Here is a 24,039-nt window from a genome sequence, read left to right on the forward strand (position 1 = left end):
AGAGGGATAGCTATGTTAGATGTTGTAATGATCGGGATTTTTGTTGTATTAGTCGCATCGATGGCAAGTCTTGCAAGTTGGTCAGATAAAGTTGTGAAAGAAGGGAAGCAATCATGACGATTGCCTTATCGGTTATTGTTGGAGCAATTACGGTGTACTTAGTGTATGCATTACTAAATCCGGAAAAGTTTTAATTAGGGGGAGTCATTCATTATGATCTGGGTCGCAGTCGTTATTACAATGCTGTTGTTTATTCTTGTGGCAAAGCCAACAGGAATTTATTTAGAGAAAGCCTTTCAAGGTAGTAAAAAGTTAGATAAAGTATTTGGGCCTTTTGAAAAACTTATTTTTAAAATTACGGGTGTAAAAGAATACAATCAAACGTGGAAACAGTACGCATTGTCATTAGTTTTATTAAATGGATTTATGATTGTTGTCGTATATTTCATTTTCAGACTACAAGGAGTATTGCCATTAAATCCAGCACACATTGAAGGGATGGAGCCTACGCTTGCTTTTAATACAGCAATTAGTTTTATGGCTGATACAAACTTACAGCATTATAGCGGTGAAAATGGTTTATCTTATTTATCGCAATTAATCGGAATTACATTCCTAATGTTTGCAGCGCCGGCAACGACGTTAGCACTTGTAATGGCGTTTATAAGAGGGCTCGCTGGAAAAGAACTCGGTAACTTTTTCGTTGATTTTACGAGAGCATTAACGAGAGTATTTCTTCCTATTGCATTTATTGCGGCACTAGTCTTTGTCGCACTTGGTGTACCACAAACGTTAGACGGGGCCGTTACAGCACAAACAATCGATGGGGCAAAGCAGAGTATATTACGCGGACCAGTTGCATCATTCGTGTCCATTAAGGAACTTGGAAATAACGGTGGTGGATTTTTCGGAGCAAACTCTACTCATCCTTTCGAAAATCCAGGGCAGATGAGTAATATTTTGCAAATGATGCTTATGATGTTATTGCCAACTGCACTTCCGTTTACGTACGGACGAATGGTAGGAAATAAAAAGCAAGGTCGTATCCTTTTCGTATCACTATTCATGGTGTTTTTACTAGGATTTATCACAATTACGACATCTGAATTACATGGAAATCCAATATTAAATGACATGGGTATCCAGCATGTACAAGGAAGTGCAGAAGGAAAAGAAGTGAGGTTTGGAACAGTATTTTCTTCCCTTTATGCGACAGTAACGACAGCTGCGGAAACAGGTGCTGTTAATACGATGCATGATACGTTAACACCAATTGGCGGGTTAGTACCACTCGTAAATATGATGTTAAATACAGTATACGGCGGCGTTGGAGCAGGCTTTGTGAACATTATTATGTATGCGATTATCGCAGTCTTTATATCTGGATTGATGGTTGGACGGACACCGGAATTTTTAGGTAAGAAAATTGAAGGTAAGGAAATGAAATTAATTGCGGTAACAATACTATTTCATCCACTGCTTATTTTAGGATTTTCAGCATTGGCTCTTTCTACACATTTAGGAACAGAAGCGATTTCTAACTCGGGCTTCCACGGTTTAACACAAGTTGTTTATGAGTATACGTCATCAGCTGCGAATAACGGATCTGGATTTGAAGGGTTAGCAGATAATACACCGTTTTGGAATATTACAACTGGTTTAGTTATGTTTTTAGGACGCTATTTCAGTTTAATTACGATGCTAGCTGTTGCAGCTTCATTGAAAGAGAAGACGGTTGTGCCAGAAACAGTCGGAACGTTCCGTACGGATAATAGTTTATTTGGCGGCATTTTCATCGGAACAATTGTAATTGTCGGTGCATTAACATTCTTCCCGATGTTAGTACTCGGCCCAATTGCAGAATTTCTTACATTGAAGTAATGGAGGGTAAATGATGAGACCGGTAGTAGTAAAAGAAAAAAGAGTAAATGAGTCACACATACATGCAGTAGAAGATGAGGTTAGACAAGCGAAAACGATGGATCGTGATATCGTGAAACATGCGATGAAACAATCCTTTGCGAAATTGAATCCGAAAGTTATGATAAAGAATCCGATTATGTTCGTTGTGGAGATTGGATTTATCATTACGTTCATTTTATCGTTTCTTCCAAGTCGTTCTAGTAGTGTACCAGGATGGTTTAATATAACAGTTTCCCTCATTCTATTATTTACAGTTTTATTTGCTAACTTTGCAGAAGCGTTAGCGGAAGGGCGGGGGAAAGCGCAAGCCGATTCTTTAAAACAGTCGAAGAAAGATGTGTTTGCCAATGTTGTAAAAGAAAATGGAGACATCGTTCAAGTTTCGGCAACGGATCTGAGAAAAGGTGACGTTGTTATTGTAAAACAAGGAGAAATGATTCCAAGTGATGGAGAAGTCATAAAAGGATTAGCGTCTGTTGATGAATCTGCGATTACAGGGGAATCAGCTCCTGTAATAAAAGAAGCTGGTGGTGATTTTTGTTCCGTGACAGGCGGTACGATGGTTGTAAGTGATGAGATTACAATTGTCATTACGAGTAATCCTGGTGAATCATTTATTGATAAAATGATTTCGTTAGTAGAAGGGGCTGCTCGTCAAAAAACACCGAATGAAATTGCTTTAAATACAGTATTAACGAGCTTAACGCTTATTTTCTTAATCGTTGTTGTGACGTTACCGATTTTTACAAACTATTTAGGATTTCAAATTGATACAGCTGTACTTGTTGCGTTGTTAGTTTGTTTAATTCCAACGACAATTGGTGGATTATTATCAGCGATTGGTATTGCTGGGATGGACCGCGTGACAAAGTTTAACGTGTTAGCAATGTCGGGTAAAGCAGTAGAAGCTGCGGGCGATATTAATACAATTATTTTAGATAAAACGGGTACGATTACTTTTGGGAACCGAATGGCTCATACATTATTACCTGTAGGAAATGAAACGATTGAGCAAGTTGGAAAGTGGGCTGCGATTAGCTCAGTTTTAGATGAAACACCAGAAGGTCGATCTGTTATCGAGTATGTGCAAGCGAAATCTATATCATATAATAGAGAACTTGCAGAACAAGGTGAGTTTGTTCCATTTAAAGCAGAAACGAGAATGAGTGGTGTTGATTTACAGGATGGAACGAAAGTGAGGAAAGGTGCTGTCGGTAGCGTGATTGAATGGGTTCAGTCACAAGGTGGAACAATTCCGAAAGATGTGAATCAAAAAGCAGATTTCATTTCAAAAGAGGGCGGAACACCCCTTGTAGTTGCAGTGAATAATCGTATTTACGGTTTAATCTATTTAAAAGATACAGTAAAACCTGGTATGCGTGAACGTTTTGAACAGTTGCGTCAAATGGGGATTAAAACGGTTATGTGTACAGGGGATAACCCATTAACAGCAGCAACGATTGCAAAAGAAGCAGGAGTAGATGAGTTTGTTGCTGAGTGCAAACCAGAAGATAAAATTGCAGTTATTAAAGCAGAGCAAGATAAAGGAAAACTCGTAGCGATGACAGGTGACGGTACAAATGATGCGCCAGCATTAGCGCAGGCTGACGTTGGATTAGCGATGAATAGTGGTACGACAGCTGCGAAAGAAGCAGCGAATATGATTGATTTAGATTCGAATCCAACGAAGATTATTGAGGTAGTAGGAATCGGTAAGCAATTGTTAATGACACGTGGTGCGTTAACGACGTTTAGTATTGCAAATGATATCGCAAAATATTTTGCAATTATTCCAGCAATGTTTACACTTGCGATTCCGCAAATGGAAGCATTAAACATTATGAAATTAACATCACCACTGTCAGCGATTTTATCAGCATTAATATTTAATGCAGTTATTATTCCGTTACTCATTCCATTGGCGATGAAAGGTATCGCATATAAACCGATGAGTTCGAATGCACTACTTGGCCGAAACTTATTTATTTATGGGCTTGGCGGAGTCATTGTACCGTTCATTGGAATTAAAGTAATTGATATAATTGTCGGCTTGTTCATATAAGGAAGAGGGGAAAGAGATGGCGAAGAAACAAAGTATATTATCACCAATTATCCGGATTACTTTTACATTTTTAGTGTTGTGCGGACTTGTATACCCGCTTATTGTTACTGGTATTGCACAAGCGGTAATGAAGGATAACGCGGATGGAAGTCTAATATATAATGATAAAAATGAAGTGATTGGTTCTAAATTAATCGGTCAAAATTTCACAGATCCACGTTATTTTCATGGGCGTGTTTCTAGTATTGAATATAAAGCAGAGGCATCTGGTTCAAATAACTATGCACCGTCTAATCCAGATTTAGAGAAACGAGTAGAGAAAAGTATTGAAGAGTGGAAGAAACAAAATCCCACCGTACCAGTTACAGAAGTGCCAATCGATTTAGTGACAAATTCAGGTTCAGGGCTTGATCCTGACATTAGTCCAAAGGCAGCTTCCGTGCAGGTAGAGCGCATCTCTAAAATAACGAATATTCCGAAAGAAACGCTAAATCAATTGATTAAGGATCAAACGGAAGGTGCGGCACTTGGCTTATTTGGAGAAAACCGTGTGAACGTTTTAAAGTTAAATTTAGAATTACAGAAACTAATGAAATAGTAACAGTGCTACCTCAATCTAACGGATTGAGGTAGCGTTGTTTCAAAAGAAAGGTTGTGAGTGTTTTGTATGCGGATGACTATAAACCGACGTTTCAAAGGCGAACACCAGAAGAATATTTAGAATATATTCGTCAGCAAAACCGTGGGAAGTTAAAGCTATATGTAGGAGCAGCTCCAGGAGTAGGAAAAAGCTATAAAATGCTCTATGATGCTAGAGAGATGAAAAAGGACGGTATGGATATTGTAATTGGTTTAATTGAAACGCACGGGAGAAAAGAGACAGAAGACGCAATTGCTGATTTAGAAAAGGTTCCTTTAAAAGAAATAGAGTATAAAGGGAAAGTGTTTTATGAACTTGATGTGGAAGGAATTATAAAGCGTGCGCCGCAAGTAGTTGTAGTGGATGAACTTGCGCATAGTAATATTCCCAGCTCTAAAAATAAGAAGCGTTATATGGATGTACAAGAATTGTTAGAGGCTGGTATATCCGTATTGTCAGCGTTTAATATTCAACATTTAGAAAGCGTTCATGACATTGTAGCTCAAATTACAAATGTAAAAGTAAGAGAACGAATTCCAGATTTTATTTTACAAAAAGCAAATGAAATTCAGCTCGTTGATGCAACGCCGGAAGTACTTCGGAAGAGGTTAATAGACGGAAAGATATATAAAGAAGAAAAAATTCAGCAAAGCTTACAAAATTTCTTTACGCTTAATAATTTAGGAGCACTCAGGGAATTATCGCTTCGTGAAGTCGCTGACGATATGGACGAGAAAATTAGTCAAACAGTGATAGAACCAATTGGCGTGAAAGAAAAAATTCTCGTTTGTGTACAGTACAGTTCAACAGCAGAGAAATTAATACGACGGGGCTGGCGCATGGCTGATCGGTTAAACGCTGAATTGTATGTATTAAATGTTGAAAGAGAAAATATAGATTCTCTTTCAGTTGGAAAAAAGCAGACAATTGAAGAGTGGAAGGCGCTCACGAATCAATTTGACGCAAGTTTTGTATTAGAAGAAGCGAAAGGAAGAAAGCCAGCGGATGTTATTATTGAAGTTGCAAAAAGATTACAAGTAACGCAAATTTTACTTGGGCAATCAGCGAGAACGCGATGGGAAGAAATTCGAAAAGGTTCGATTGTGAATGAAATTATGAGACAGACGAAGCATATTGATATTCATATTGTTGCGGATCAACGAGTTTAAAATAGAGACCATCTGTAGGTCTCTATTTTACTTTTTGTGTGACGGGGAAGCGTAGCATTTTCATCGCATATAAGATTATGATTAGAAACATAATTGCACCTAGGAAGAAAATCCAAAAGTAATTTTGGTTAAATAAAAGAAATCCACCTATAAGTGGCCCTGTGCCCATACCAAGATAGCGGATGAAGTTGTACATACCGATAGCAGTTGCGCGTTCTTGTACGAATTCTTCCGTTAATAAAGTAGTGTGAGTTGGCATAGAAAGGCCCATACTAAAACCGTACAATGATGTAACGATAATGATAAATGGGATATTGATGCTATATGTGAAAGAGAATAAAGTGACACATATAATATTGAAGAAACTAGTAATGAATAAAGTTTGCTTTGTTGTGAGGCGCTTTTGCAAAAACTTGTAGCAATAACTTCCTAACATAATAGAAAGGGACATCGGTACAAACATAAGACCAATTTCACTTGCAGTTAAGTGAAATAAATTTGTTAAAATGCTCGGTAAAAAAACGAGGAAGCAAAAGTAAATACAAAATTGAATAAAGCCAATAAAAGTAATAGAAAATCCAGTTTTATTTTTTAAGATAAACCAGTAATTCTTTTTTGATTGCGGTTGCTTACTTACAGTTGGTTTTGTTTCTGGAAGTAGTGAAATGTTTATCATTAATAAGAGAATGCCAAGTATAGATAAAAAGAGAAATACGGATACATGGCCGTTTATACTGCTGAGATAACCACCAATGAGAGGGCCAATCGCAGGTGCAAGAGCAAGTAACATTTGATAAAGGCTCATTGCTTCTCCTCGTTTTTTTCCTTCAAACAAATCACCAATAATCGTTGCTGAAACTACAGGTATAGCCGCTATTCCTATAGCTTGAACAGCTCTAAAAAAGAGAAATAAATAAATGTTTGCCGAAAAAGCACATCCGATTGAACCAATTGTACTAATGACTAAACTAGGGATAAGGACAGATTTTCTCCCTTTTGTATCAATGAAAGGTCCATATACGAGCTGCATAATCGCAAGGACGAATGTGAAAAGGGAAACTGTTACATTTACAAGATAAAGAGAAGTATGAAAAGAACCTTGAATCATGGGCAAGATAGGTGTGTAAATATTTTGAGCGAAGGAACCGAGTAAGGCACTAATACAGACAACATATAAAATGAAATGTAGTTTGGATTTTTTCATTGTGTTAACCTCCTTCTAATTTAGTTTCCTCGGAAACTAAATTTATTTTAACATGTTTTTCTAACTTGTAAATATGAAAAAATAATTTTAAAATGGTATATAGTTAAATTGTTTCTTTGGAAACTTAGGGGGCGAATAGATTGGATTATACAACGAAACAAATGGAAATACTTTCGGACATTCGTACACTTTTGCATAAAAGAGAAGAACATTTGAAAGGACAAAATGAGAAGTTTCTTCGTGAGACAGGTGTAAGTGGTATGTCTTTATCTGAGTTACATGTAATCGAGTGTATCGGGAAAAATGGTCTGATGAATGTAACGGCAATTACGATAGAAATGGGAATGACGAAGGGCGCAATCTCTAAAGTTTGTACAAAGTTGTTCCAAAAGAAATTCGTTGAGAAGATGCAAATGTTAGACAATCAAAAAGAAATTTTCTTCCGTTTAACGGAAAGCGGAAATGAAATATATAAAGCTCATGATAAATTGCATAAACAAGCTGAAGAAAAGTGGCTGTTACTTTTAGATAGATATACGAAAGAAGAACAAGATTTTATTCAAAGGTTCGTCAAGGATGTTTCCGATCATTTGGAAATATAATTGGAAGAAAAAATTCCGTTTTCTCAAGTCTTTTAAATATAATTTCTGAAAGAACTCATATATAATAGAAACAGATACTTAACATAGTGAATAATTAAAGGGTCAATATATATAGAGGAGAGAGTAACATGCTTGAAAATACAGGGTTAGTATTAGAAGGCGGCGGTATGCGTGGTGTATATACGGGCGGGATATTAGAATACTTTATGGAACAAGATTTATATTTTCCATATGTAATCGGTGTATCAGCTGGTGCTTGTCATGCAGCGTCGTATCTTTCCAGACAAAGAAATAGAAATAAAACAGTAAATATTGATTATGCATCACATCCGAAATATTTATCGTATAAAAACTTATGGAGAAAACGTCAGCTATTTGATATGGATTTTATTTTTCATGAAATTCCAGAAAAGCATGTGCCGTTCGATTTTGAAACATACTTTAATAGCCCCGAGCGTTTTCTTGTAGGAACGACTGATTGTGAAACAGGACAGTCTGTTTATTTTGAAAAAGAAGGAACGAATGATGATGCACTAAATTTATTACAAGCTTCTAGTTCATTACCTTTCATTGCACCAGTAGTAAATTACCGAGGTAAACAACTGTTAGATGGCGGGATTTCAGATCCAATTCCAGTTCGTAAAGCACAGGAAGATGGATTTAAAAAATCAGTCGTAATTTTAACAAGAAATCACGGTTACGCAAAGAAAAAATCAAGATTTGGATGGATAGCAGCGAAAGCTTATAAAAAATATCCGAATCTTGTGAACACGATGCTAAATCGTTATGAAGTGTATAATGAAACACTTCATTACATTGAAAAAGAAGAACAAGCGGGTAATTTATTTGTTATTCGTCCAGAAGTACCGCTTCAAGTAGATCGTATGGAAAAAGATACAGCAAAATTACAAAATTTATACGAACAAGGCTATGAAGATGCAAAGAGACAGTTTGCTGATTTGCAGGCGTTTTTGCAAAAATAATGATTAGGCTGTGGAGATGGGATTCTCTGCAGTCTTTTTTATTATTGGTTTCGATACCGAATGTTGGTTATACACGTTTTTTATATTATGGTATAATATGGATAAAGGTATGTGGAGAGGTGATACATATGAAAAATGTATATAAAGGGCTTAGACATACTGGATTTATCATGATGCTTATTTTTGGTGGTGTATTTTTACTTCGCTGGTTTATTCATGATGAAATGTTATTAGATCAACTTATTGGTTTTAGTGTGGGCATAGTAATGATTATTTCATCAGTTTTCATTCAAAAGTGCAGTAAAGAATTACAGGTAGAAGAAAAGTATTAAATGGTTATAAGCTCCTTCATATTTTGGAGGGACTGTTATAGTTTGAATGATTGTTATAAAAGAAAAGTAGAGCATCGAATTTCGATGCTCTACTTTTTTAATGTGGTAAGAAAATCAATTGATAAGAGAACAAGATTCCAAATACATACACAAGCGGGTGAACAGCACGGAACTTACCTTTTGCCACTTTCATAAGTGGGTATGAAATAAATCCAAGTGCGATACCTGTTGCGATACTTGATGTAAGTGGCATGCTTAAGATTACTAAGAATGCTGGGAATGCTTCATCAAATGCGTCCCAATCGATGTGGCGAACTGAGCCCATCATAAGACTACCAACGATAATTAATGATGGTGCAGTAATAGCGGATACACCAGAAACGGCACTTACTAATGGTCCGAAGAATGCTGCTAGTGCGAATAAAACAGCTACTGTAACAGTTGTTAAACCAGTACGACCACCAGCTGCAACACCAGCAGATGATTCAATGTAAGCTGTTGATGGTGTTGTTCCGAACATAGAACCGATTGTTGCTGAGAATGAGTCAGATAGAAGAGCTCGTCCAGCTTTTGGAAGCTTTCCGTCTTTCATAAATCCACCTTGTTGAGCAACGCCAAGTAATGTACCTGTTGTATCGAATAATGTAACAAGGAAGAATGAGAATACAACGCCGTATAATCCGTAGTTAATTACATCAGATACAGCAGTAATTGGATTTGAAACGATAATGCCTTCTGGTAATCCAGGCATTGATGTAACACCGTTTGAGAATGATAATTGTCCCGTGAAGAAAGCGATAATACCAGTTAATAGCATACCGATAAATAGTGCGCCATTTACATTTAAAGACATAAGGACAATTGTAATTCCAAGTCCAGCTAATGCGAGTAGTACTGGAGCAGAGTGAAGATCACCAAGTCCAACTAAATTTGCTTCATTTTTTGTAACGATACCTGTTAAACGTAAACCGATAAAGGCGATGAAAAGGCCGATACCAGCAGTAATTGCATGTTTTAAGTTTTCAGGAATTGCTTCCATTAATTTTGTACGGAAAGATGTGAATGATAACAAAATTAAAATCATACCTGCTACGAATACAGCAGAGAATGCAATTGCGAAAGTCATGCCTTCATGAGCTTTTACAACAGAGTAAGAGAAGTAAGCATTTAATCCCATACCTGGTGCAATTGCGATTGGTAAGTTTGTAAAGATCGCCATAAATAATGTTCCGACAACAGCAGCGATAATTGTTGCTGTAAATGCTTGTTCAAATGGAACACCTGCATCCCCAAGGATAACTGGGTTTACGACAATGATATATGCCATTGTTAAGAAGGTAATAATACCTGCCATAATTTCAGTTTTAATAGAAGTTTTATGTTTTGAAAGGTTAAACATATAAACATCCTTTCTGTTTACGAATAATTTTCACAACAGTTATATATAATATTCGTTTTTTATCTATTTTGCAATAGTTTTGCATAAAAAGTTTACAACAATTCATATTTTGTGTCTTAAATTCGAATATTAATCGTAACTTGATGTGTGAATTTCAGTTTTTATTATGCACATTATAAGAAAAAGGAGTTGAAAGAAGCTATGCCACAGCAAAAAAACTTTATAACAATGCCAGCGCAACATCAAAATAAACAACCTGGTATTGAATCATTAATGAATCCTCTACCACAGTTTGAAGATCCAAATTATAAAGGTAGCGAAAAGTTAAAAGGAAAGAATGTATTAATTACAGGGGGAGATAGTGGAATTGGACGAGCTGTTTCTATCGCTTTTGCGAAAGAGGGAGCAAATATTGCGATTGCGTATTTAGATGAGGAAGAAGATGCTAATGAGACGAAGCAATATGTCGAGAAAGAAGGTGTAAAGTGTATATTGTTGCCGGGTGATTTAAGTGATGAACAGCATTGTAAAGATGTTGTTCAAGAGACCGTTCAGCAGCTAGGAAGTTTACAGGTTTTAGTAAATAATGTTGCGCAGCAATATCCGCAGCAAGGATTAGAGTATATTACAGCAGAACAGCTAGAAAAGACTTTTCGTATTAATATTTTTTCTTATTTTCATGTTGCGAAAGCCGCACTTTCTCATTTAAAGCAAGGGGATGTCATTATAAATACCGCGTCTATCGTTGCATACGAAGGAAATGAAACGTTAATTGATTATTCCGCAACGAAAGGGGCAATCGTTGCTTTCACAAGATCACTTTCTCAGTCATTAGTGCAAAAAGGGATTCGTGTAAATGGTGTTGCGCCAGGACCGATTTGGACACCACTTATTCCATCGAGCTTTGATGAGAAAAAAGTATCACAGTTTGGAAGCAATGTTCCGATGCAAAGACCGGGCCAACCATATGAATTAGCACCAGCATACGTATATTTAGCGTCTGATGATTCATCCTATGTTACCGGGCAAATGATACACGTAAATGGGGGCGTTATTGTAAATGGATAGTTTTCATTTATAAGAGCAAAGTAAAGTTAATTCCACTTATTATAGTGGCGCTAGGGGAGGGATATAGATGAAAAAATTATGTTTTGTCATACTATTATTTTTCATCCTACCGGTTAGTGCCTTTGCTAATACAGATCATCTAATATTAGTGAACCTTACGACAAACCAATTATCTTTTTTTGAAAATGGAAATTATACAAAAACATTCCCCGTAACAACTGGAAGAGATCGTACACCTACGCCTGAAGGTAATTTTTGTATTATAACTAAATTTAAAAATAAAGAATATCATCGAAAAAAAATAGCTGGTGGTGCACCGAATAATCCTCTTGGTACGAGATGGCTTGGACTAGATAAAAATGAATATGCGATTCATGGGACAAATCGGGAATGGACGATTGGAAGTAGAGAATCAAATGGCTGTATTCGCATGCATGACAGGGATATACAGTGGTTATATGACCGAGTTCAATTACAGACGAAAGTAATCATTTCTCGGTTTCATACGAGCCCGGAATATGAAGCGAATAAGCTTGGTTATCGTGTTGTGAGCTGGAATGGTCGTAAAGTAGAAGAAGAGCAAATTGGTATGCTTACGTTAGTAGATCGCGCCGATATATATTGGCAAGAACCGAATGGACAGCTAACGAAAGTGAAAATGGTATTGCCAAACGAAAGATATGCAGTGTACTCAAAACGAAAAGATGGAATATATTATATAGGAAACAATTTGTATATTGTCGATGAAATGGGAGGGAAAGTTCGTTATGAACAGATTCCTATTTCGAATTTAAGTAATATATATAAACGGAAATATAATGTTCCATAATAGCTACCGTATTATAGACGGTAGCTTATTTCTACTTCCAGTTTAACTGCAACTATTGTACTTTGCTGAATATAATACAGTACAGATAGGGGGCGGTTACATTATGAAAAGTGAATTTGCGTTTAAAGTTTTCTTAGTAACGACCTGTTTATTTATCGTGTATTTGTATGCGTTTCTCGTCTTTTCGTTTTATGTTCCATATGTTGATTTAATATTGTTCTTCGGATTTATTTGGGCGTTTGTTAAGGCGAGAGAAGGGGAGAAGAGTATATATCGGCGCATTACGTTATGCGGGACAGCCGTTCTCGTTATTTTGTACTTTTTTATTATGCATGATTTTTGGAGGGGGATGTAAAAAAGCATACGATTAGTCGTATGCTTTTTATGTTTAATATTTTGGCTTAAATGTATGACAACAAGTCTCTACACTTGTTGCTACAGAACTTTCTAGCGTTTCGTTCGTTAAAACTGCACTTGTATACGATTCATTTTCAGTTTGACCCGTTTCATCCGCATCTGGCTGAACGATAATTGCACTTGCTTGACAAAAGTTACCTTGTCCCCAAAATGAGCAATTGGAAACAGAGCATCTTACTTCTGGCATAAAACCCCCTCCTTATACATTAGTTTGGAATTTTACGTCCATTTCATGTGTAGAAGGAGTTTCCTTTTCTCGTTATTTTTTCGTTTGTTCAAACCATTCTTTAAACTTTTCTTTTGACTGTTCTCCGCTAATACGGCTTACTTCTTTACCATCTTTAAAATGAATAATTGTCGGTGTTCCTTGGATATTGTATTTATCCCAAGGCTCGTTTAAATTTTCAATATCAATTACTTTCATATCAACATTTAAATCTTTCGCTAAAGGTACAACAATAGGAGAGACCTTTTGGCAATGAACGCAAGAGGTTTGATAGAAGTAAATCGTTTGTTCTTTTTTATCTTCTATATTTTTATTGAGATCTTCAAGAGAAATTTTATTTGAGTAGTAACCTTTTTCATCTGTCGATGCGTTTTTCTTTTCCATTTGAGTTACAGCAAAGATTGCCGCAAATAAGACGATAATAATACCGCCAAATATAAGCATTTTTTTCATTCTTTCATCTCCTTATTTGTTTTTGATGACAATAAAGCTACAAACAGCGATTGTAATAAAGCCGATAAGTGCTAAAAACGGGATTGTCACAAAGCCGAACCAGTTTATGTATTCTCCCGTACATGGTACACGGCCGCAAGCTGCCCCTGCAGCCGAAAATGCTGCGACTTTTTGAATTGCATAGTGATATAAAGAAATACAAGCACCAATACTTGCGATTGGTAAAGAATAATTTGCGATGCGATAGTCTTTTTTTACTACAGCGATACCGAGCCATAAAACGAATGGATACATGAAAATACGTTGATACCAACAAAGGACACAAGGTTCAAATTTCATGATTTCGGAAAAGTATAGACTTCCTAGTGTGGCGATAAAAGAAGCTCCCCACGCGGTAAATAAAGCATATTCTTGCTTTTTTTCTCGTCCCATATTTTATACCTCTCTTATAATAGTTACATACTAAATTATAGTATGAAGTGGTACAGAAAAGAAAGAAAAAATATGTTTATCAATAAAAGTTTTATAAGGGGAAACTTTTATTGATATGAACATTTTAAAAAAGCGCTATTCTCCAGAAGAGAATAGCGCTATAGTTTACATTTGAATTTGCTCTACTTCTTCTATATGTGACTTTTGGGATGCGTGGTCAATATATTGAAATAGGAGCTGCAATTGTTTATCAACTTCTGGCAGTTCTTTACTGTATTGATAAGCGTGTAAAAAATGCTCAATACGCTTAGAAAATAATTGATCGTTCGTTTGAACCATGAGAACGAGTAATTTATCCCAATTACAGCAATACGTGTAATAGAGAGCTTTATCATAATCGTTATATGTTTGCACTGTGTACCCTCCTTACCGAGAGTTATATATAGTGTGTGATAAGTAAGGAGAAATACACTTGAAAGAATTTGTTAAGAAAAAAAGTGAATGAAAAAAAAACGAGGTGTTTCCTCGTTTTTTAAGCTTTTGGCATTGGCGTAGGTGTTGGTTTGCCATAGCCTTCTTTGTATTTATTATCGATATAGTTACGAATTTCAAGTGTTGATTTTCCTTTTTGTTTCATCGAAGCAGATTCAACTGCGATTTCTAGGCAATTGACGCAAGTCGTTGCATGGGAATCCCAAACAACTTCACCATTCTTTTTAATTTCACGAATAAAGCAGTTTTTATTATTTTTATGTCCTACACTTTCACCGCAACCGCAGTAACATGGAATCCAATCTAATAGCTCTGCATTTTGTCCAGCGACAGTGTAGATGTCTTTCATTTGTGGATCAAGCTTGTCTAGGAAGGTAGGAAGTGTGTCGATTCCTTTTGTTTTCTCTTGAATGTCAGCTTGCTGAGTGTGCGATGCGTGGTCGTGCTCTTCTTTTTTTGATTCAGAAGATTTTTGGTCATTTGTACCAGTACTTCCGCATCCAGCAAGAATTAAGCTTAGTACTGCAAGTAAAGAAAATACATATTTTTTCATTCGCTTGTCCCCTTTACAAATGTATTAATCAAATTGTATCAGAGATTACGGTGTATCGGTTGAAGATTTTTTCGACTGATTTTTGAAGCGCCATCGCACTGAATGAAATAGAAATAAAATAGGGATATAAGCGTATACAATATATAAACCAGCTTGAGATAGTACTGTGTTTAATGTGTTTATACTTTCACGGTTTGTGAAAAGTAGAGAAATTGAAAATATGATAAAAATAAAAAACGGTAATGTAAATGTAAACGAAATATGAAAGGAACGCTTCATCGTTTGACATGATGACCAAATAGTTAAGCAAAGGTTTGGCAAAATAATTAAAAACCAAATAAAAATAATAATGTATTCAAAGCGTTGAATAAAAGGAACCTTAATAATTTTTAACATTGTTAAAGTAGGCCAAATAGTACGGTTTAATTGTCCTTCGCTATAATACATAAAGGATACGATGGCTAAAATTACATAAATTAAAGTGCTAAAAGCAATTCCTGCATGGGCCCATCTCTTTAAAGATTTTCCTTTTTCAATAAATGGATAGAAGATAAGAATTGTTTCAAAGCCGAGAAACTCTAATGCAGATTGTTTTGCAGATATAAGCATGTCAGTAGGTGAATGTGTAAAAATAGGTAAAATATTACGGAAATGAGCGTATTTCATTGGATAGATTAAAAAGAATACAACGAAAATAGGAAGAATGACTCCCCAAAAGCATATTCCAGTCACAGAACGAAATCCACCTTTTATAATGTAGTAAGTCACTAATAAAAACATAAGGGTAAGTTTCCATAATTTAATGGTAGGAAAAATCCAAACTTGTATGACTTCCATATATGTACGAAGAACAGTAAGGCAGAATAATAAGCAATAAAGAGTGAAAATGACAGAAAATATAGAGCCAATCCATTTCCCGAAAGTTGTTGTATGAATGCTAATTAAATCTCCATCTTTTTCTAACATTTTTAACATACAAAACAGCACAATATGAGTTGCAATTCCCGCAATAATAAGAGAAATCCAGGCATCATAGCCAGCGTCTTTTAAAATTACGCGTTGATATCCTAGAATTCCTATTCCGATTTGAAGAGAATGCAACAAAATAAATGCAAAATATGGAGAGACAGTCTTTGTTTTATTCATTGTATGCATTGCTTATTTCACCTCACTATTCCCCGATTCCAGATTGAACAATGTTAATATCTAAATTTACATCAATATCTATATTTTGATACATATTTCGAATTTGTTTTATATTCCATTTTCTCGTATGACTTCTAATTTCATCACGTATTCCTAAAGGATCAATTTCCTTTTCTTGAAATTGTTTTATTAACCCTTCACAGTCTTTTTCAACATTTCGCTCAATTTGTTTTTTTATATAATTGATATTTCTTTTTTTTCTTAAATCAATCCAAGTAGGAGAGTTTTTAATTAATCCATCTAATTTTAAATTGATTTTTACTTTTGGTATGTCACCAGTTTGATCTATATCATATTTACTTTTCCCAGCTAAATCTTGTATGACAACCATGCCTTTATGTTTATTCTTTTTTATCGCTGCTTCGTAACGTCCATTTTTCGTAGGATTAAGAAGTAATTTTGTTAAAACAGAATGCCTTTTATCTGTATACATGACCACTTTATCGTCTTTTAAGAAAGCAAGTCCTTTGACAACGACGGAATGATTAGCGTCCGTTTTAATATATGGGACATAGGCATCACATACAGAAGAATAGTAATTATATAAAAAAACGTTCAATGAGGTTTGTGGAATGTTCTCATTTCGTATATTTTGCTCAAGTAAATCAACAATGGATAATGAACCATTTTGTTTTCCACGATTTAAAAGCTCTTCAGCTGATCCATCTACAATTGCTAGTTGTACATCACGCCCGATATTTGGATCACGTTGTAAGTTAGTAATAATTTCTCCCATTCCTCGTTCTCCTAGAGTTTTTCCGAATAGGACGACACGCATTTGACCTACAACAACATTGTGAGGAGATTTCGCATTTAATCGTGAAGCAATAGTTTCAAGTGAACGGGCAGATGTTGATTGGGTTTCTGGTTTAGACTTCACACCATGTGTATACTCTGGAAATAAGATAGTTCCTTGGAATCTTTTGTTTTTTGTGATGTCAAATCCAGCGACATGAATAATACGCTGCGTATCCACTATATACGTTTGTGTACAGCCAGTTTGTAGAAAAAAGAAGATCATGATAAGGTGCAATAAGAGTTTTTTCATTCACCATCACCATCACGTTTTTGCTTCGCTTTGCTTGGATTATAGCGCCATTTAGATTTTGGCCTAAGAAAAGAAGGTCTTTGTGCCGTTTGACTAAATGGTAATCTAAGAAAACCTTCTGCTGTACCTAAACCACGAAATGGATATAAAGGTAATAAATAAGGTGATCCAAGTGATTTTAATTTAATTAAATGAGCTAAAATAAATACAAATCCAACAATAAGCCCTAATCCTCCGAATGCGCCAGCTAAAAGAATAAGCGGAAAGCGTAACAAACGGATCGTAGAAGACATCTTTACAGTCGGTGTTGTGAAAGATGCAAGGGCAGATAAAGCAACTGCAATTAATAAAATTGTACTCGTTAAAGCTGCCTCAACGGATGCTTGACCAATTACAATTCCACCAACAATTCCAATCGTTTGCCCAACTTTTGTCGGTAAACGTGCTCCCGCTTCACGAAGCAATTCGATTGTAATTTCTAAGAAGAGTGCTTCTAGAATAGGCGGGAAAGGTACGTTCGCTCTCGAAAAAATAATAGGGCCTAATAAGTCGGCAGGAATCATTTGATAATGATAAGTTAAAGCCGCTGTATAAATAGCGGAGGAAAAAAGAGAAAATATAGCTCCGAAAAAACGAATAACACGAAAGAACGATCCAATCATCCACGGTAAATAATAGTCTTCTGGTGAAATGAAAAAATCTAGTAATGTTGTCGGTCCGGATAAAGCATAGGGGGAGCCATCTGTTAAAATTAAAACTTCCCCACTAATTAATGCAAATATTGCTCGATCTAATCGTTCTGTAGGTAGTAGAACAGGAAAAGGTGAATTGCTATTATCACTAATAAATTGTTCAATCATGGTCGCATCAAATGGGACATCAAAATCAATATTTTCTAGTCTTTGTATTGCGACGTTGATAAATTGTTCATTTGTAACTCCTTCAATATAAGCAACTGCTACCTTCGTTTTTGACATAGATCCAACGATAATTTCTTTGAAAATGAGTTGCTCTGTTACGATATTTCGGCGTAATAAATGTATATTTGTATCAATATTCTCAACGAAACCAACTTTAGGACCGATTACACTATATTCATTTTCTGTATCGTTATATAACCGTTTTCCTAGAACAGTACTCTCTGCACGAATTAAAGCATATTGATCGGGATTCGAATTGCTTTTTAAACGTATTAATATATATCCACCTAATAATTTTTCGCGAATATCATTAATAGAAGGAGAGGTAATGATGTCTTCAATAGAGATAATATTATATAAATCAGAGATATTTTGAATGTGTTCTGCCTTCTTTTTTATAGGAGTTAAAATAAATTGTTTAATAATAAGTGCTTCCACGACAGATTTATAATAAAACAAGCATAATGTTTCATCTTCAAGTACGTTATAAGAGACAAAATCGCTAGATTCTTTCATGGTTTGTATAAATTCTGGAATAGAACAAATTGTTTTTGTGCTAGTATTTTTTGATTTCTTAGATGATAAACCGAACATTTTCTCACCCCTAACATATATCATTTCCTTGTGTTAGTTTTTGGGAAAGACGGGAATTTATACTTGAAAATTGAAAGTTCATAAAGAAAAGGAAGAGTATTGAAAAACTCTTCCTTTTTGGCGTATTAATTTATTTTCTTTTCCTTAATAGACTTTACTAATTTAATCATTTCTGCTCGTATATCTTCTTTTTTTACGTTTAATTTTTCGGCAATTTGTTTCATATCCATTCCGTCTTTTTTCATTTTTAGCACATCATCAAGGGGAGTATTACTTTTTTGAGAGATGATTGTTAATACCGTGAGCTGACGTAATCCGATATTATATTCTTTCATTTTTTGTTTTAGCCCGTCTGGTGTAGATTTTTGCATATTTGCTAATTCTTGCAGTAGCGCCTTTTTCGTTTCTTTATTCATATGATGCTTTTTCAACTTACTTGGATCTATCCCGAAATGCTCAGCTGTTTTCTCCCAAGATTTATTTTGCTTATAGTAAGCTAAAACGTCCTTAATTTCTTTTTTACTCATTCTTGCAATGTGGGCAGCTTTCCAAATTTCATGTTTGTTATAACCGAGTTTTTCGAGCGATTGCATTTCTTCTTCTGAAATTGGTTTATGATGATGCAATGTTACTTCTTTTGGCGTAGCAGCGAAAGTGGGGAAGACGGTTGTACCGAATAATAATGCTGCCATAGTCATACTTACTGCGATTTTTTTGTACATATAAACTCCTCCTAGATAGATGATGTGGAAAACTGTACACATATCATTTCCATAAAATGTGAAATACTTGTGAACAAATCAAGTTTTTTTATTCACAGTATGAAATGAAGTTTTTGGGAGTTTTCCAACATAAAACATTGATTAATAGTAAAAAACTAAGGTATAATCGAAATTGAAAATCAATATCAATAATAAACGTATACATATAGATAAAAATAAGGGAGAGAAAAATATGACTACATATACTTCCATCGCAAATGTGATTAAAGAAAGACGTTCTGTTCGTACATTTACAGATAAAGCAGTAGACAAAGAGTTGTTAATTGAACTATTAAACGACGCAACGTGGGCACCGAATCATAAACATCGTGAACCATGGAATTGTAAATTATACATTGGAGACGGCCGTCAGAAATTAGTAGATGCAGTATTAAACTCTTTCACAGAAGAAGAAAGAGCGAAACGAGGTAAAATTTTATCTGATCGTTTCTTAAGCACGCCAGCACAAATTGTTGTATATATAAATGAAGACCCACGTCAAATTCAACGTGACGAAGATTACGCTGCAACATGTGCATTTATGCAAAACTTCCAACTTCTTGCTTGGGAACGTGGATTAGGTTGTGTTTGGAAATCAGGTGGATTAAACTACAATCCATTATTTATAGAAGGACTTGGTTTAACAAGAGGTCAACGCATCGTTGGAATTCTTCACCTTGGCTATTTCGATAAAGCGCCAGAAGGAAAAGCTCGTACACCGATTACGGAGAAGATGGAGATTATTGAAGGTTAATAGATGAGACATTCTCGTTTTTACGGGGGTGTCTTTTTATTATGCAATCAATCCTCATGAAAGCTTGTTCTCAATCATACACTTTCTTAAGGGAAAGTGTAAGGAGGGAAAATAATGAGAGCAAGTGACGATAAAGCACTGCAATATGCGATTGCGGAAATTACGGAAATTGCGACTGGATTTGGGCTTGATTTTTATCCGATGCGTTATGAAATATGTCCAGCGGAAATTATTTATACATTTGGTGCATATGGGATGCCGACGCGGTTTTCACATTGGAGTTTTGGGAAACAGTTTTTCAGAATGAAATTACAATACGATTTAGGTCTTAGTAAAATATACGAACTCGTTATTAACTCTGATCCATGTTATGCCTTTTTATTAGATACGAACTCGTTAATTCAAAATAAATTAATCGTAGCGCACGTGTTAGCGCACTGTGATTTCTTTAAAAATAATATTCGTTTTTCAAATACGAAGCGAGATATGGTAGAAAGTATGTCAGCGACAGCTGAACGGGTGAAAGCGTATGAGCATAAGTACGGAAAAGAAGAGGTAGAAACATTTTTAGATGCCGTACTTGCCATTCAAGAGCATATTGATCCGTCGCTCATGCGTCCAAAACTTGCATGGAGTATTGATGATTTAGAAGAGGAAGAAGTAGAAAAGAAAAAGGTATCGCAATACGATGACTTATGGAATTTAGATAATCGAAATAAAAAGCGGGAACGCTCCAATGTGCGTAAAAAGAAGAAAATCCCACCACAACCGGAGAAAGACTTACTCCTCTTTATTGAAGAATATAGCCGTGAGCTAGAAGATTGGCAGCGAGATATATTAACGATGATGCGTGAAGAAATGTTATATTTCTGGCCACAGCTTGAAACGAAGATCATGAACGAAGGCTGGGCTTCGTATTGCTAAGGTGCTTTTAATATAAATTTGTGCATCTATTGTTAAAAAATAGCCATGTATCGTATTATGAGGTACTATAATTGATTTATTTTTATATAAAGATATTATGTTAGTATATAAAGAAAAATCCCTCTTGGATTGTCCAAGAGGGATAGTCCCAGCTCCACCAACGCGGCGGAGAAAGGTTTCCGTACTGAATATTCCAGCTTATCCAACGCGGTCAAGGAAGAATATCCACTAATATTATATGGTATAGGTAATTTTAATATGATATATTCGATGTGTCAATAAAAAATCCTTTTTTAGGGAGTACGGAGAATGAACTATCATATATATTTTGATGAATCGAATAAATTGGATTTAACTAAACAGTATTCTTATTATGGGGCATTTGGGGGAAATGCCGATGATTTATCTTCTTTAACAAAGGCTGTAAAACCTTATTATGCACATTCAAATAAAGAATTGCATTTTCGTGAATATAAAGATGATAAGCATGTGGCAAAATATTATCAAGTGCTACAAACTATTTTCGAACAAGATGTAAATTTTAATATTTTTATCGTGGATAATGCGCAAGCTTTTGCAATTACTGAGGAATTTAAATACACACATCAAGATTTGCGAAAGATGTTTTATATTAAGATACCTGAGCGTTTATTTTATGGTGTGACAAGAAACATTGAACAAAATTCAAATGTGCGTATCTTTGTAGATCGTAGTAGCGAATATCGTACAATCCGATTATATTCTAAATTGAAAGAACAAATGAATGCACATGCTGTATATCGGAATATGAAATATCGAGTTATTCATGCTTCGTCTCAGAAATCAGAAGAGAGCATTCCTTTACAGCTCGTAGATTTGGTAATGGGAATTGTAGTATTTTTAATGGAGAAAACGTATGAAAACGATAGTGTTGTGACAAAAGTAAAAAGTGACTTAGTATATCGTTTTCTGGCTGAAAAATGTAATTTAGAGCATTTCCAAACAAAAATTAAAATCTTCCAATGGGATGGAATTGAGCAAAAGCCATTACAAGTACATCTTGCTCCTTACATTAATAAGTTTTTCTTACATAAACAAACATTTGATATGCGGGAAATGGTAAAGGTACAAGAGCTATTACTAAAAAATCCAGATATTATGCTTAAAGATTTACGGAAAGAAATGGGATATTCAAACTCTTTAAGAAACATGCTAATTGGTTATTTAGACTATTTGAGTGGAAAAGGGAGAAACGCTGCATTACATTATGTTAAGAAAGATTAAAGGGTAAGTTTTTACCTAGTCGTCATAAAGATGTAATTAATTCCAATAGGTGCAGAGAGAATAATAAAAAACAAGTACATGCCTGAACTAGGATGTGCTTGTTTTTTATTATTTATCCATCAATTTGCTTAGTATCAACTCTATATGTGGAAGGGATGCTATGCATTTCTTGTAACTCATTACATGATTGTGCATTTAACAGATAAAAATCCTTTTTTGACATGGATTTTTTAAAAAGCTCTTCATATGCTAGGTCAATATTACAGAGGAGGGGACGTTCTTCATAAATTGTACATGAATGATTGTCAGTATCGTAATGGATACAACAACCATCACCTCTGTCTAAATGAGATAAGGAGTCAATACCTTGAATGTTTTGACAACAGATTCCGCATTTGGTACAAGGAAAAGTCATCATAAAGTGAATGACTCCTCGCTTAGCATAAATGAATCGAATTCTTCTTGAGTCTTATATTTAAAAGAGATATCTAAAGTTTCAGCAAATTGATGAATAGTCGCTTCTATATTTTCACCTGTATGAATCGTTTGTTTAACTAGCCAAGTTAAGTTTTCTATTTTAGCACCAGTTTCTTGATAAAAGTTACAAATACGTTCTTCTTCTTGTTTAATGTAATCTATAAGGACTTTACTTAATTCTTCAGCCCTTTTTCGCTCCTCAATTGTTAGTTCCAATTCTTGTTGAGCGCGAGTAAATGCCCCATATAGTTGTTTCATTCCTAGCATTGCGACGGTGGCGCCGACAGCTGCACCGACAGGACCGAGAAGCATTGCTCCTGCTGCGCTGAATACAATTCCTGAAAAAGTAGTAACAGCGTTTTCACCAACTGTCTGTAAAAATTCCTCAATAGATATTTTTCCTTTTATAAGTTGGTAGGAGCTTTCTGTTAATCTAACGGCTGAAGAAGCAAGAGCTGCTGCGACATTCCCTTTCATCATTACACTATCTTTACCGATAAATTTGATGCCGTGGGCAATTCCTGCAACAGCGGCGCTTTTTCCAGCTTGTTTCCCACTATCTGTTCCAATTTGTATAAATCCATCTTTTATTTGTTGTTCGCCTTTACAAATCTCAACAGTTTGTTGTACAAGTGATACTCCGCCGCCTACACATGCCCCTGCTAAAGCACCATTCATCATAGAAGAGAATGTTCCTTCAGCAAATGTATATATTTTTTCTTTTAGTGCGTATGCTTGTGGTTGATTTGCAGCCTTTAAAGCTTCCTCATATGTAGTACCACCACTTGTAATATTGTTTGCTTCTAGTTTTCCTTTTATATGAGGACCAGCTTGTTCATAGTCTTTGGCGTAAATCCCTTGGGAATTTGCGCGTTTTTCAGCTAATTCTTTTACTCTATTTGCTTTTTCACTGTTAACTAAACGGTCCATGTCTCCATATTTTTCACTCGATACCATTCTTGCTAATCGTGAAGCTTTAGCACTAGACTTTGCTTGTACTTCTTTAAGTAATGTATCTCCATTCTTTACTACGATATCAGCGGCAGCATGTGGATCTCCTAAAGAGTCTGTCGTAAAAGCACGCAAACTCTCACCCTTCAAGGCAGCATCTTTATTAAATTTAGTTGCCTCAATAATTTCAAAAAGCCGTCCTTGTGTAATAGTAGGTGAACAGTTCATATATTGTTTTGCTACTTTTGTTAGTGTGTCCATTCCTGCAAATGTTTCAATAGTAGCATTACCATAGCGTTCAATTTGCTCGGCTACAATTTGAGTTGCGAGAATGTCTAGATTATTTTTCATATGGCA

At 35.3% G+C, this 24,039-nt stretch carries 27 protein-coding genes and 1 pseudogene; 15 read left to right on the forward strand and 13 right to left on the reverse strand.

Features of this window, described 5'->3' with window-relative positions; genetic code table 11:
- Positions 1 to 12 precede the first annotated feature (12 nt).
- The 6 genes from PDK19_RS06960 to kdpDN are packed head-to-tail and all read left to right on the forward strand — an operon-like array spanning position 13 to position 5,794.
- A complete protein-coding gene (locus tag PDK19_RS06960) occupies positions 13 to 117 on the forward strand; it encodes a SipW-dependent-type signal peptide-containing protein (protein ID WP_000887889.1) in 105 nt (34 codons plus the stop codon).
- Entirely contained in the window at positions 114 to 194 is an 81-nt protein-coding gene (kdpF, locus tag PDK19_RS06965; protein ID WP_000150657.1) for a K(+)-transporting ATPase subunit F, read from the forward strand. Before PDK19_RS06960 ends, kdpF begins: the two co-directional genes overlap by 4 nt.
- Positions 195 to 213: 19 nt before the next feature.
- On the forward strand, positions 214 to 1,881 hold the full coding sequence (kdpA, locus tag PDK19_RS06970; protein WP_049111977.1) for a potassium-transporting ATPase subunit KdpA: 1,668 nt from the start codon (positions 214 to 216) through the stop codon (positions 1,879 to 1,881).
- Between the two features lie 13 nt (positions 1,882 to 1,894).
- Positions 1,895 to 3,985, forward strand: coding sequence for a potassium-transporting ATPase subunit KdpB (gene kdpB, locus PDK19_RS06975; RefSeq protein ID WP_001248012.1), 2,091 nt, complete (start codon positions 1,895 to 1,897; stop codon positions 3,983 to 3,985).
- 16 nt (positions 3,986 to 4,001) lie between these two features.
- Positions 4,002 to 4,583: a K(+)-transporting ATPase subunit C gene (gene kdpC, locus PDK19_RS06980; RefSeq protein ID WP_001085560.1), complete on the forward strand. Its 582-nt coding sequence runs from the start codon at positions 4,002 to 4,004 to the stop codon at positions 4,581 to 4,583.
- A 56-nt stretch (positions 4,584 to 4,639) separates the two neighbouring features.
- Positions 4,640 to 5,794, forward strand: coding sequence for a KdpD-like non-kinase potassium sensor (gene kdpDN, locus PDK19_RS06985; RefSeq protein ID WP_074615301.1), 1,155 nt, complete (start codon positions 4,640 to 4,642; stop codon positions 5,792 to 5,794).
- A 22-nt stretch (positions 5,795 to 5,816) separates the two neighbouring features.
- Here kdpDN and PDK19_RS06990 read toward each other — a convergent pair whose 3' ends face one another.
- Entirely contained in the window at positions 5,817 to 6,998 is a 1,182-nt protein-coding gene (locus tag PDK19_RS06990; protein ID WP_270706821.1) for an MFS transporter, read from the reverse strand.
- 140 nt (positions 6,999 to 7,138) lie between these two features.
- On the opposite strand from PDK19_RS06990, the gene PDK19_RS06995 reads away from it, so the two are divergent.
- The 3 genes from PDK19_RS06995 to PDK19_RS07005 all read left to right on the forward strand — a co-directional run bounded on the left by PDK19_RS06995 (position 7,139) and on the right by PDK19_RS07005 (position 8,915).
- Entirely contained in the window at positions 7,139 to 7,600 is a 462-nt protein-coding gene (locus PDK19_RS06995; RefSeq protein WP_000386750.1) for a MarR family transcriptional regulator, read from the forward strand.
- 128 nt (positions 7,601 to 7,728) lie between these two features.
- On the forward strand, positions 7,729 to 8,583 hold the full coding sequence (locus tag PDK19_RS07000) for a patatin-like phospholipase family protein (RefSeq protein WP_000892679.1): 855 nt from the start codon (positions 7,729 to 7,731) through the stop codon (positions 8,581 to 8,583).
- A gap of 128 nt (positions 8,584 to 8,711) precedes the next feature.
- Positions 8,712 to 8,915, forward strand: a complete 204-nt coding sequence (locus PDK19_RS07005) for a hypothetical protein (RefSeq protein ID WP_049113661.1) — start codon at positions 8,712 to 8,714, stop codon at positions 8,913 to 8,915.
- A 97-nt stretch (positions 8,916 to 9,012) separates the two neighbouring features.
- On the opposite strand, the gene PDK19_RS07010 is transcribed toward PDK19_RS07005, so the two are convergent.
- The gene (locus tag PDK19_RS07010) at positions 9,013 to 10,314 is read right to left on the reverse strand and encodes an NCS2 family permease (protein WP_049113663.1); all 1,302 of its coding nucleotides are present in this window, start codon (positions 10,312 to 10,314) and stop codon (positions 9,013 to 9,015) included.
- A 201-nt stretch (positions 10,315 to 10,515) separates the two neighbouring features.
- Here PDK19_RS07010 and PDK19_RS07015 point away from each other — a divergent pair, with 201 nt between their 5' ends.
- From PDK19_RS07015 to PDK19_RS07025, 3 genes are all read left to right on the forward strand, one after another.
- Positions 10,516 to 11,382, forward strand: a complete 867-nt coding sequence (locus PDK19_RS07015; RefSeq protein WP_001136257.1) for an SDR family oxidoreductase — start codon at positions 10,516 to 10,518, stop codon at positions 11,380 to 11,382.
- 67 nt (positions 11,383 to 11,449) lie between these two features.
- On the forward strand, positions 11,450 to 12,211 hold the full coding sequence (locus PDK19_RS07020) for a L,D-transpeptidase (RefSeq protein ID WP_014893298.1): 762 nt from the start codon (positions 11,450 to 11,452) through the stop codon (positions 12,209 to 12,211).
- A gap of 103 nt (positions 12,212 to 12,314) precedes the next feature.
- Positions 12,315 to 12,566: a hypothetical protein gene (locus PDK19_RS07025; protein ID WP_000834195.1), complete on the forward strand. Its 252-nt coding sequence runs from the start codon at positions 12,315 to 12,317 to the stop codon at positions 12,564 to 12,566.
- 33 nt (positions 12,567 to 12,599) lie between these two features.
- Here PDK19_RS07025 and PDK19_RS07030 read toward each other — a convergent pair whose 3' ends face one another.
- The 9 genes from PDK19_RS07030 to PDK19_RS07070 form a co-directional block, all read right to left on the reverse strand.
- Positions 12,600 to 12,815, reverse strand: coding sequence for a DUF1540 domain-containing protein (locus tag PDK19_RS07030; protein WP_001115486.1), 216 nt, complete (start codon positions 12,813 to 12,815; stop codon positions 12,600 to 12,602).
- Positions 12,816 to 12,887: 72 nt separating this feature from the next.
- On the reverse strand, positions 12,888 to 13,307 hold the full coding sequence (locus PDK19_RS07035) for a thioredoxin family protein (protein ID WP_000738460.1): 420 nt from the start codon (positions 13,305 to 13,307) through the stop codon (positions 12,888 to 12,890).
- 12 nt (positions 13,308 to 13,319) lie between these two features.
- Positions 13,320 to 13,739 (reverse strand): disulfide formation protein C, encoded by a 420-nt coding sequence (locus PDK19_RS07040; RefSeq protein WP_000532255.1) that lies wholly within the window; start codon positions 13,737 to 13,739, stop codon positions 13,320 to 13,322.
- A 165-nt stretch (positions 13,740 to 13,904) separates the two neighbouring features.
- Positions 13,905 to 14,153: a YhdB family protein gene (locus PDK19_RS07045; protein WP_001195458.1), complete on the reverse strand. Its 249-nt coding sequence runs from the start codon at positions 14,151 to 14,153 to the stop codon at positions 13,905 to 13,907.
- Between the two features lie 118 nt (positions 14,154 to 14,271).
- The gene (locus tag PDK19_RS07050) at positions 14,272 to 14,784 is read right to left on the reverse strand and encodes a PCYCGC domain-containing protein (RefSeq protein WP_000761023.1); all 513 of its coding nucleotides are present in this window, start codon (positions 14,782 to 14,784) and stop codon (positions 14,272 to 14,274) included.
- A 45-nt stretch (positions 14,785 to 14,829) separates the two neighbouring features.
- Positions 14,830 to 15,939 (reverse strand): GerAB/ArcD/ProY family transporter, encoded by a 1,110-nt coding sequence (locus PDK19_RS07055; RefSeq protein WP_000557313.1) that lies wholly within the window; start codon positions 15,937 to 15,939, stop codon positions 14,830 to 14,832.
- 16 nt (positions 15,940 to 15,955) lie between these two features.
- Positions 15,956 to 17,038, reverse strand: a complete 1,083-nt coding sequence (locus PDK19_RS07060) for a Ger(x)C family spore germination protein (RefSeq protein WP_000734945.1) — start codon at positions 17,036 to 17,038, stop codon at positions 15,956 to 15,958.
- Complete coding sequence (locus PDK19_RS07065) at positions 17,035 to 18,552, reverse strand: spore germination protein (protein ID WP_000467503.1); 1,518 nt, start codon at positions 18,550 to 18,552, stop codon at positions 17,035 to 17,037. Before PDK19_RS07065 ends, PDK19_RS07060 begins: the two co-directional genes overlap by 4 nt.
- A 125-nt stretch (positions 18,553 to 18,677) precedes the next feature.
- Positions 18,678 to 19,274 carry a hypothetical protein gene (locus PDK19_RS07070; RefSeq protein WP_000276994.1) on the reverse strand — a complete coding sequence of 199 codons (597 nt, stop codon included), beginning with the start codon at positions 19,272 to 19,274 and terminating at the stop codon, positions 18,678 to 18,680.
- Positions 19,275 to 19,506: 232 nt separating this feature from the next.
- Here PDK19_RS07070 and PDK19_RS07075 point away from each other — a divergent pair, with 232 nt between their 5' ends.
- From PDK19_RS07075 to PDK19_RS07085, 3 genes and pseudogenes are all read left to right on the forward strand, one after another.
- The gene (locus tag PDK19_RS07075) at positions 19,507 to 20,067 is read left to right on the forward strand and encodes a nitroreductase family protein (RefSeq protein WP_000214805.1); all 561 of its coding nucleotides are present in this window, start codon (positions 19,507 to 19,509) and stop codon (positions 20,065 to 20,067) included.
- 114 nt (positions 20,068 to 20,181) lie between these two features.
- Positions 20,182 to 20,985: pseudogene (gene spoVR / locus PDK19_RS07080) on the forward strand (stage V sporulation protein SpoVR); the annotation flags it as partial.
- 315 nt (positions 20,986 to 21,300) lie between these two features.
- Complete coding sequence (locus PDK19_RS07085; RefSeq protein WP_097648726.1) at positions 21,301 to 22,254, forward strand: DUF3800 domain-containing protein; 954 nt, start codon at positions 21,301 to 21,303, stop codon at positions 22,252 to 22,254.
- A 112-nt stretch (positions 22,255 to 22,366) separates the two neighbouring features.
- Here PDK19_RS07085 and PDK19_RS27270 read toward each other — a convergent pair whose 3' ends face one another.
- Both PDK19_RS27270 and PDK19_RS07090 read right to left on the reverse strand, forming a co-directional pair.
- The gene (locus tag PDK19_RS27270) at positions 22,367 to 22,672 is read right to left on the reverse strand and encodes a YkgJ family cysteine cluster protein (protein ID WP_097648727.1); all 306 of its coding nucleotides are present in this window, start codon (positions 22,670 to 22,672) and stop codon (positions 22,367 to 22,369) included.
- Entirely contained in the window at positions 22,669 to 24,033 is a 1,365-nt protein-coding gene (locus tag PDK19_RS07090) for a hypothetical protein (RefSeq protein WP_097648728.1), read from the reverse strand. Before PDK19_RS07090 ends, PDK19_RS27270 begins: the two co-directional genes overlap by 4 nt.
- Positions 24,034 to 24,039 lie beyond the last annotated feature (6 nt).

Origin of the sequence: Bacillus cereus group sp. BcHK124 (assembly GCF_027712065.1) — a bacterium.
GTDB lineage: Bacteria > Bacillota > Bacilli > Bacillales > Bacillaceae_G > Bacillus_A > Bacillus_A pacificus.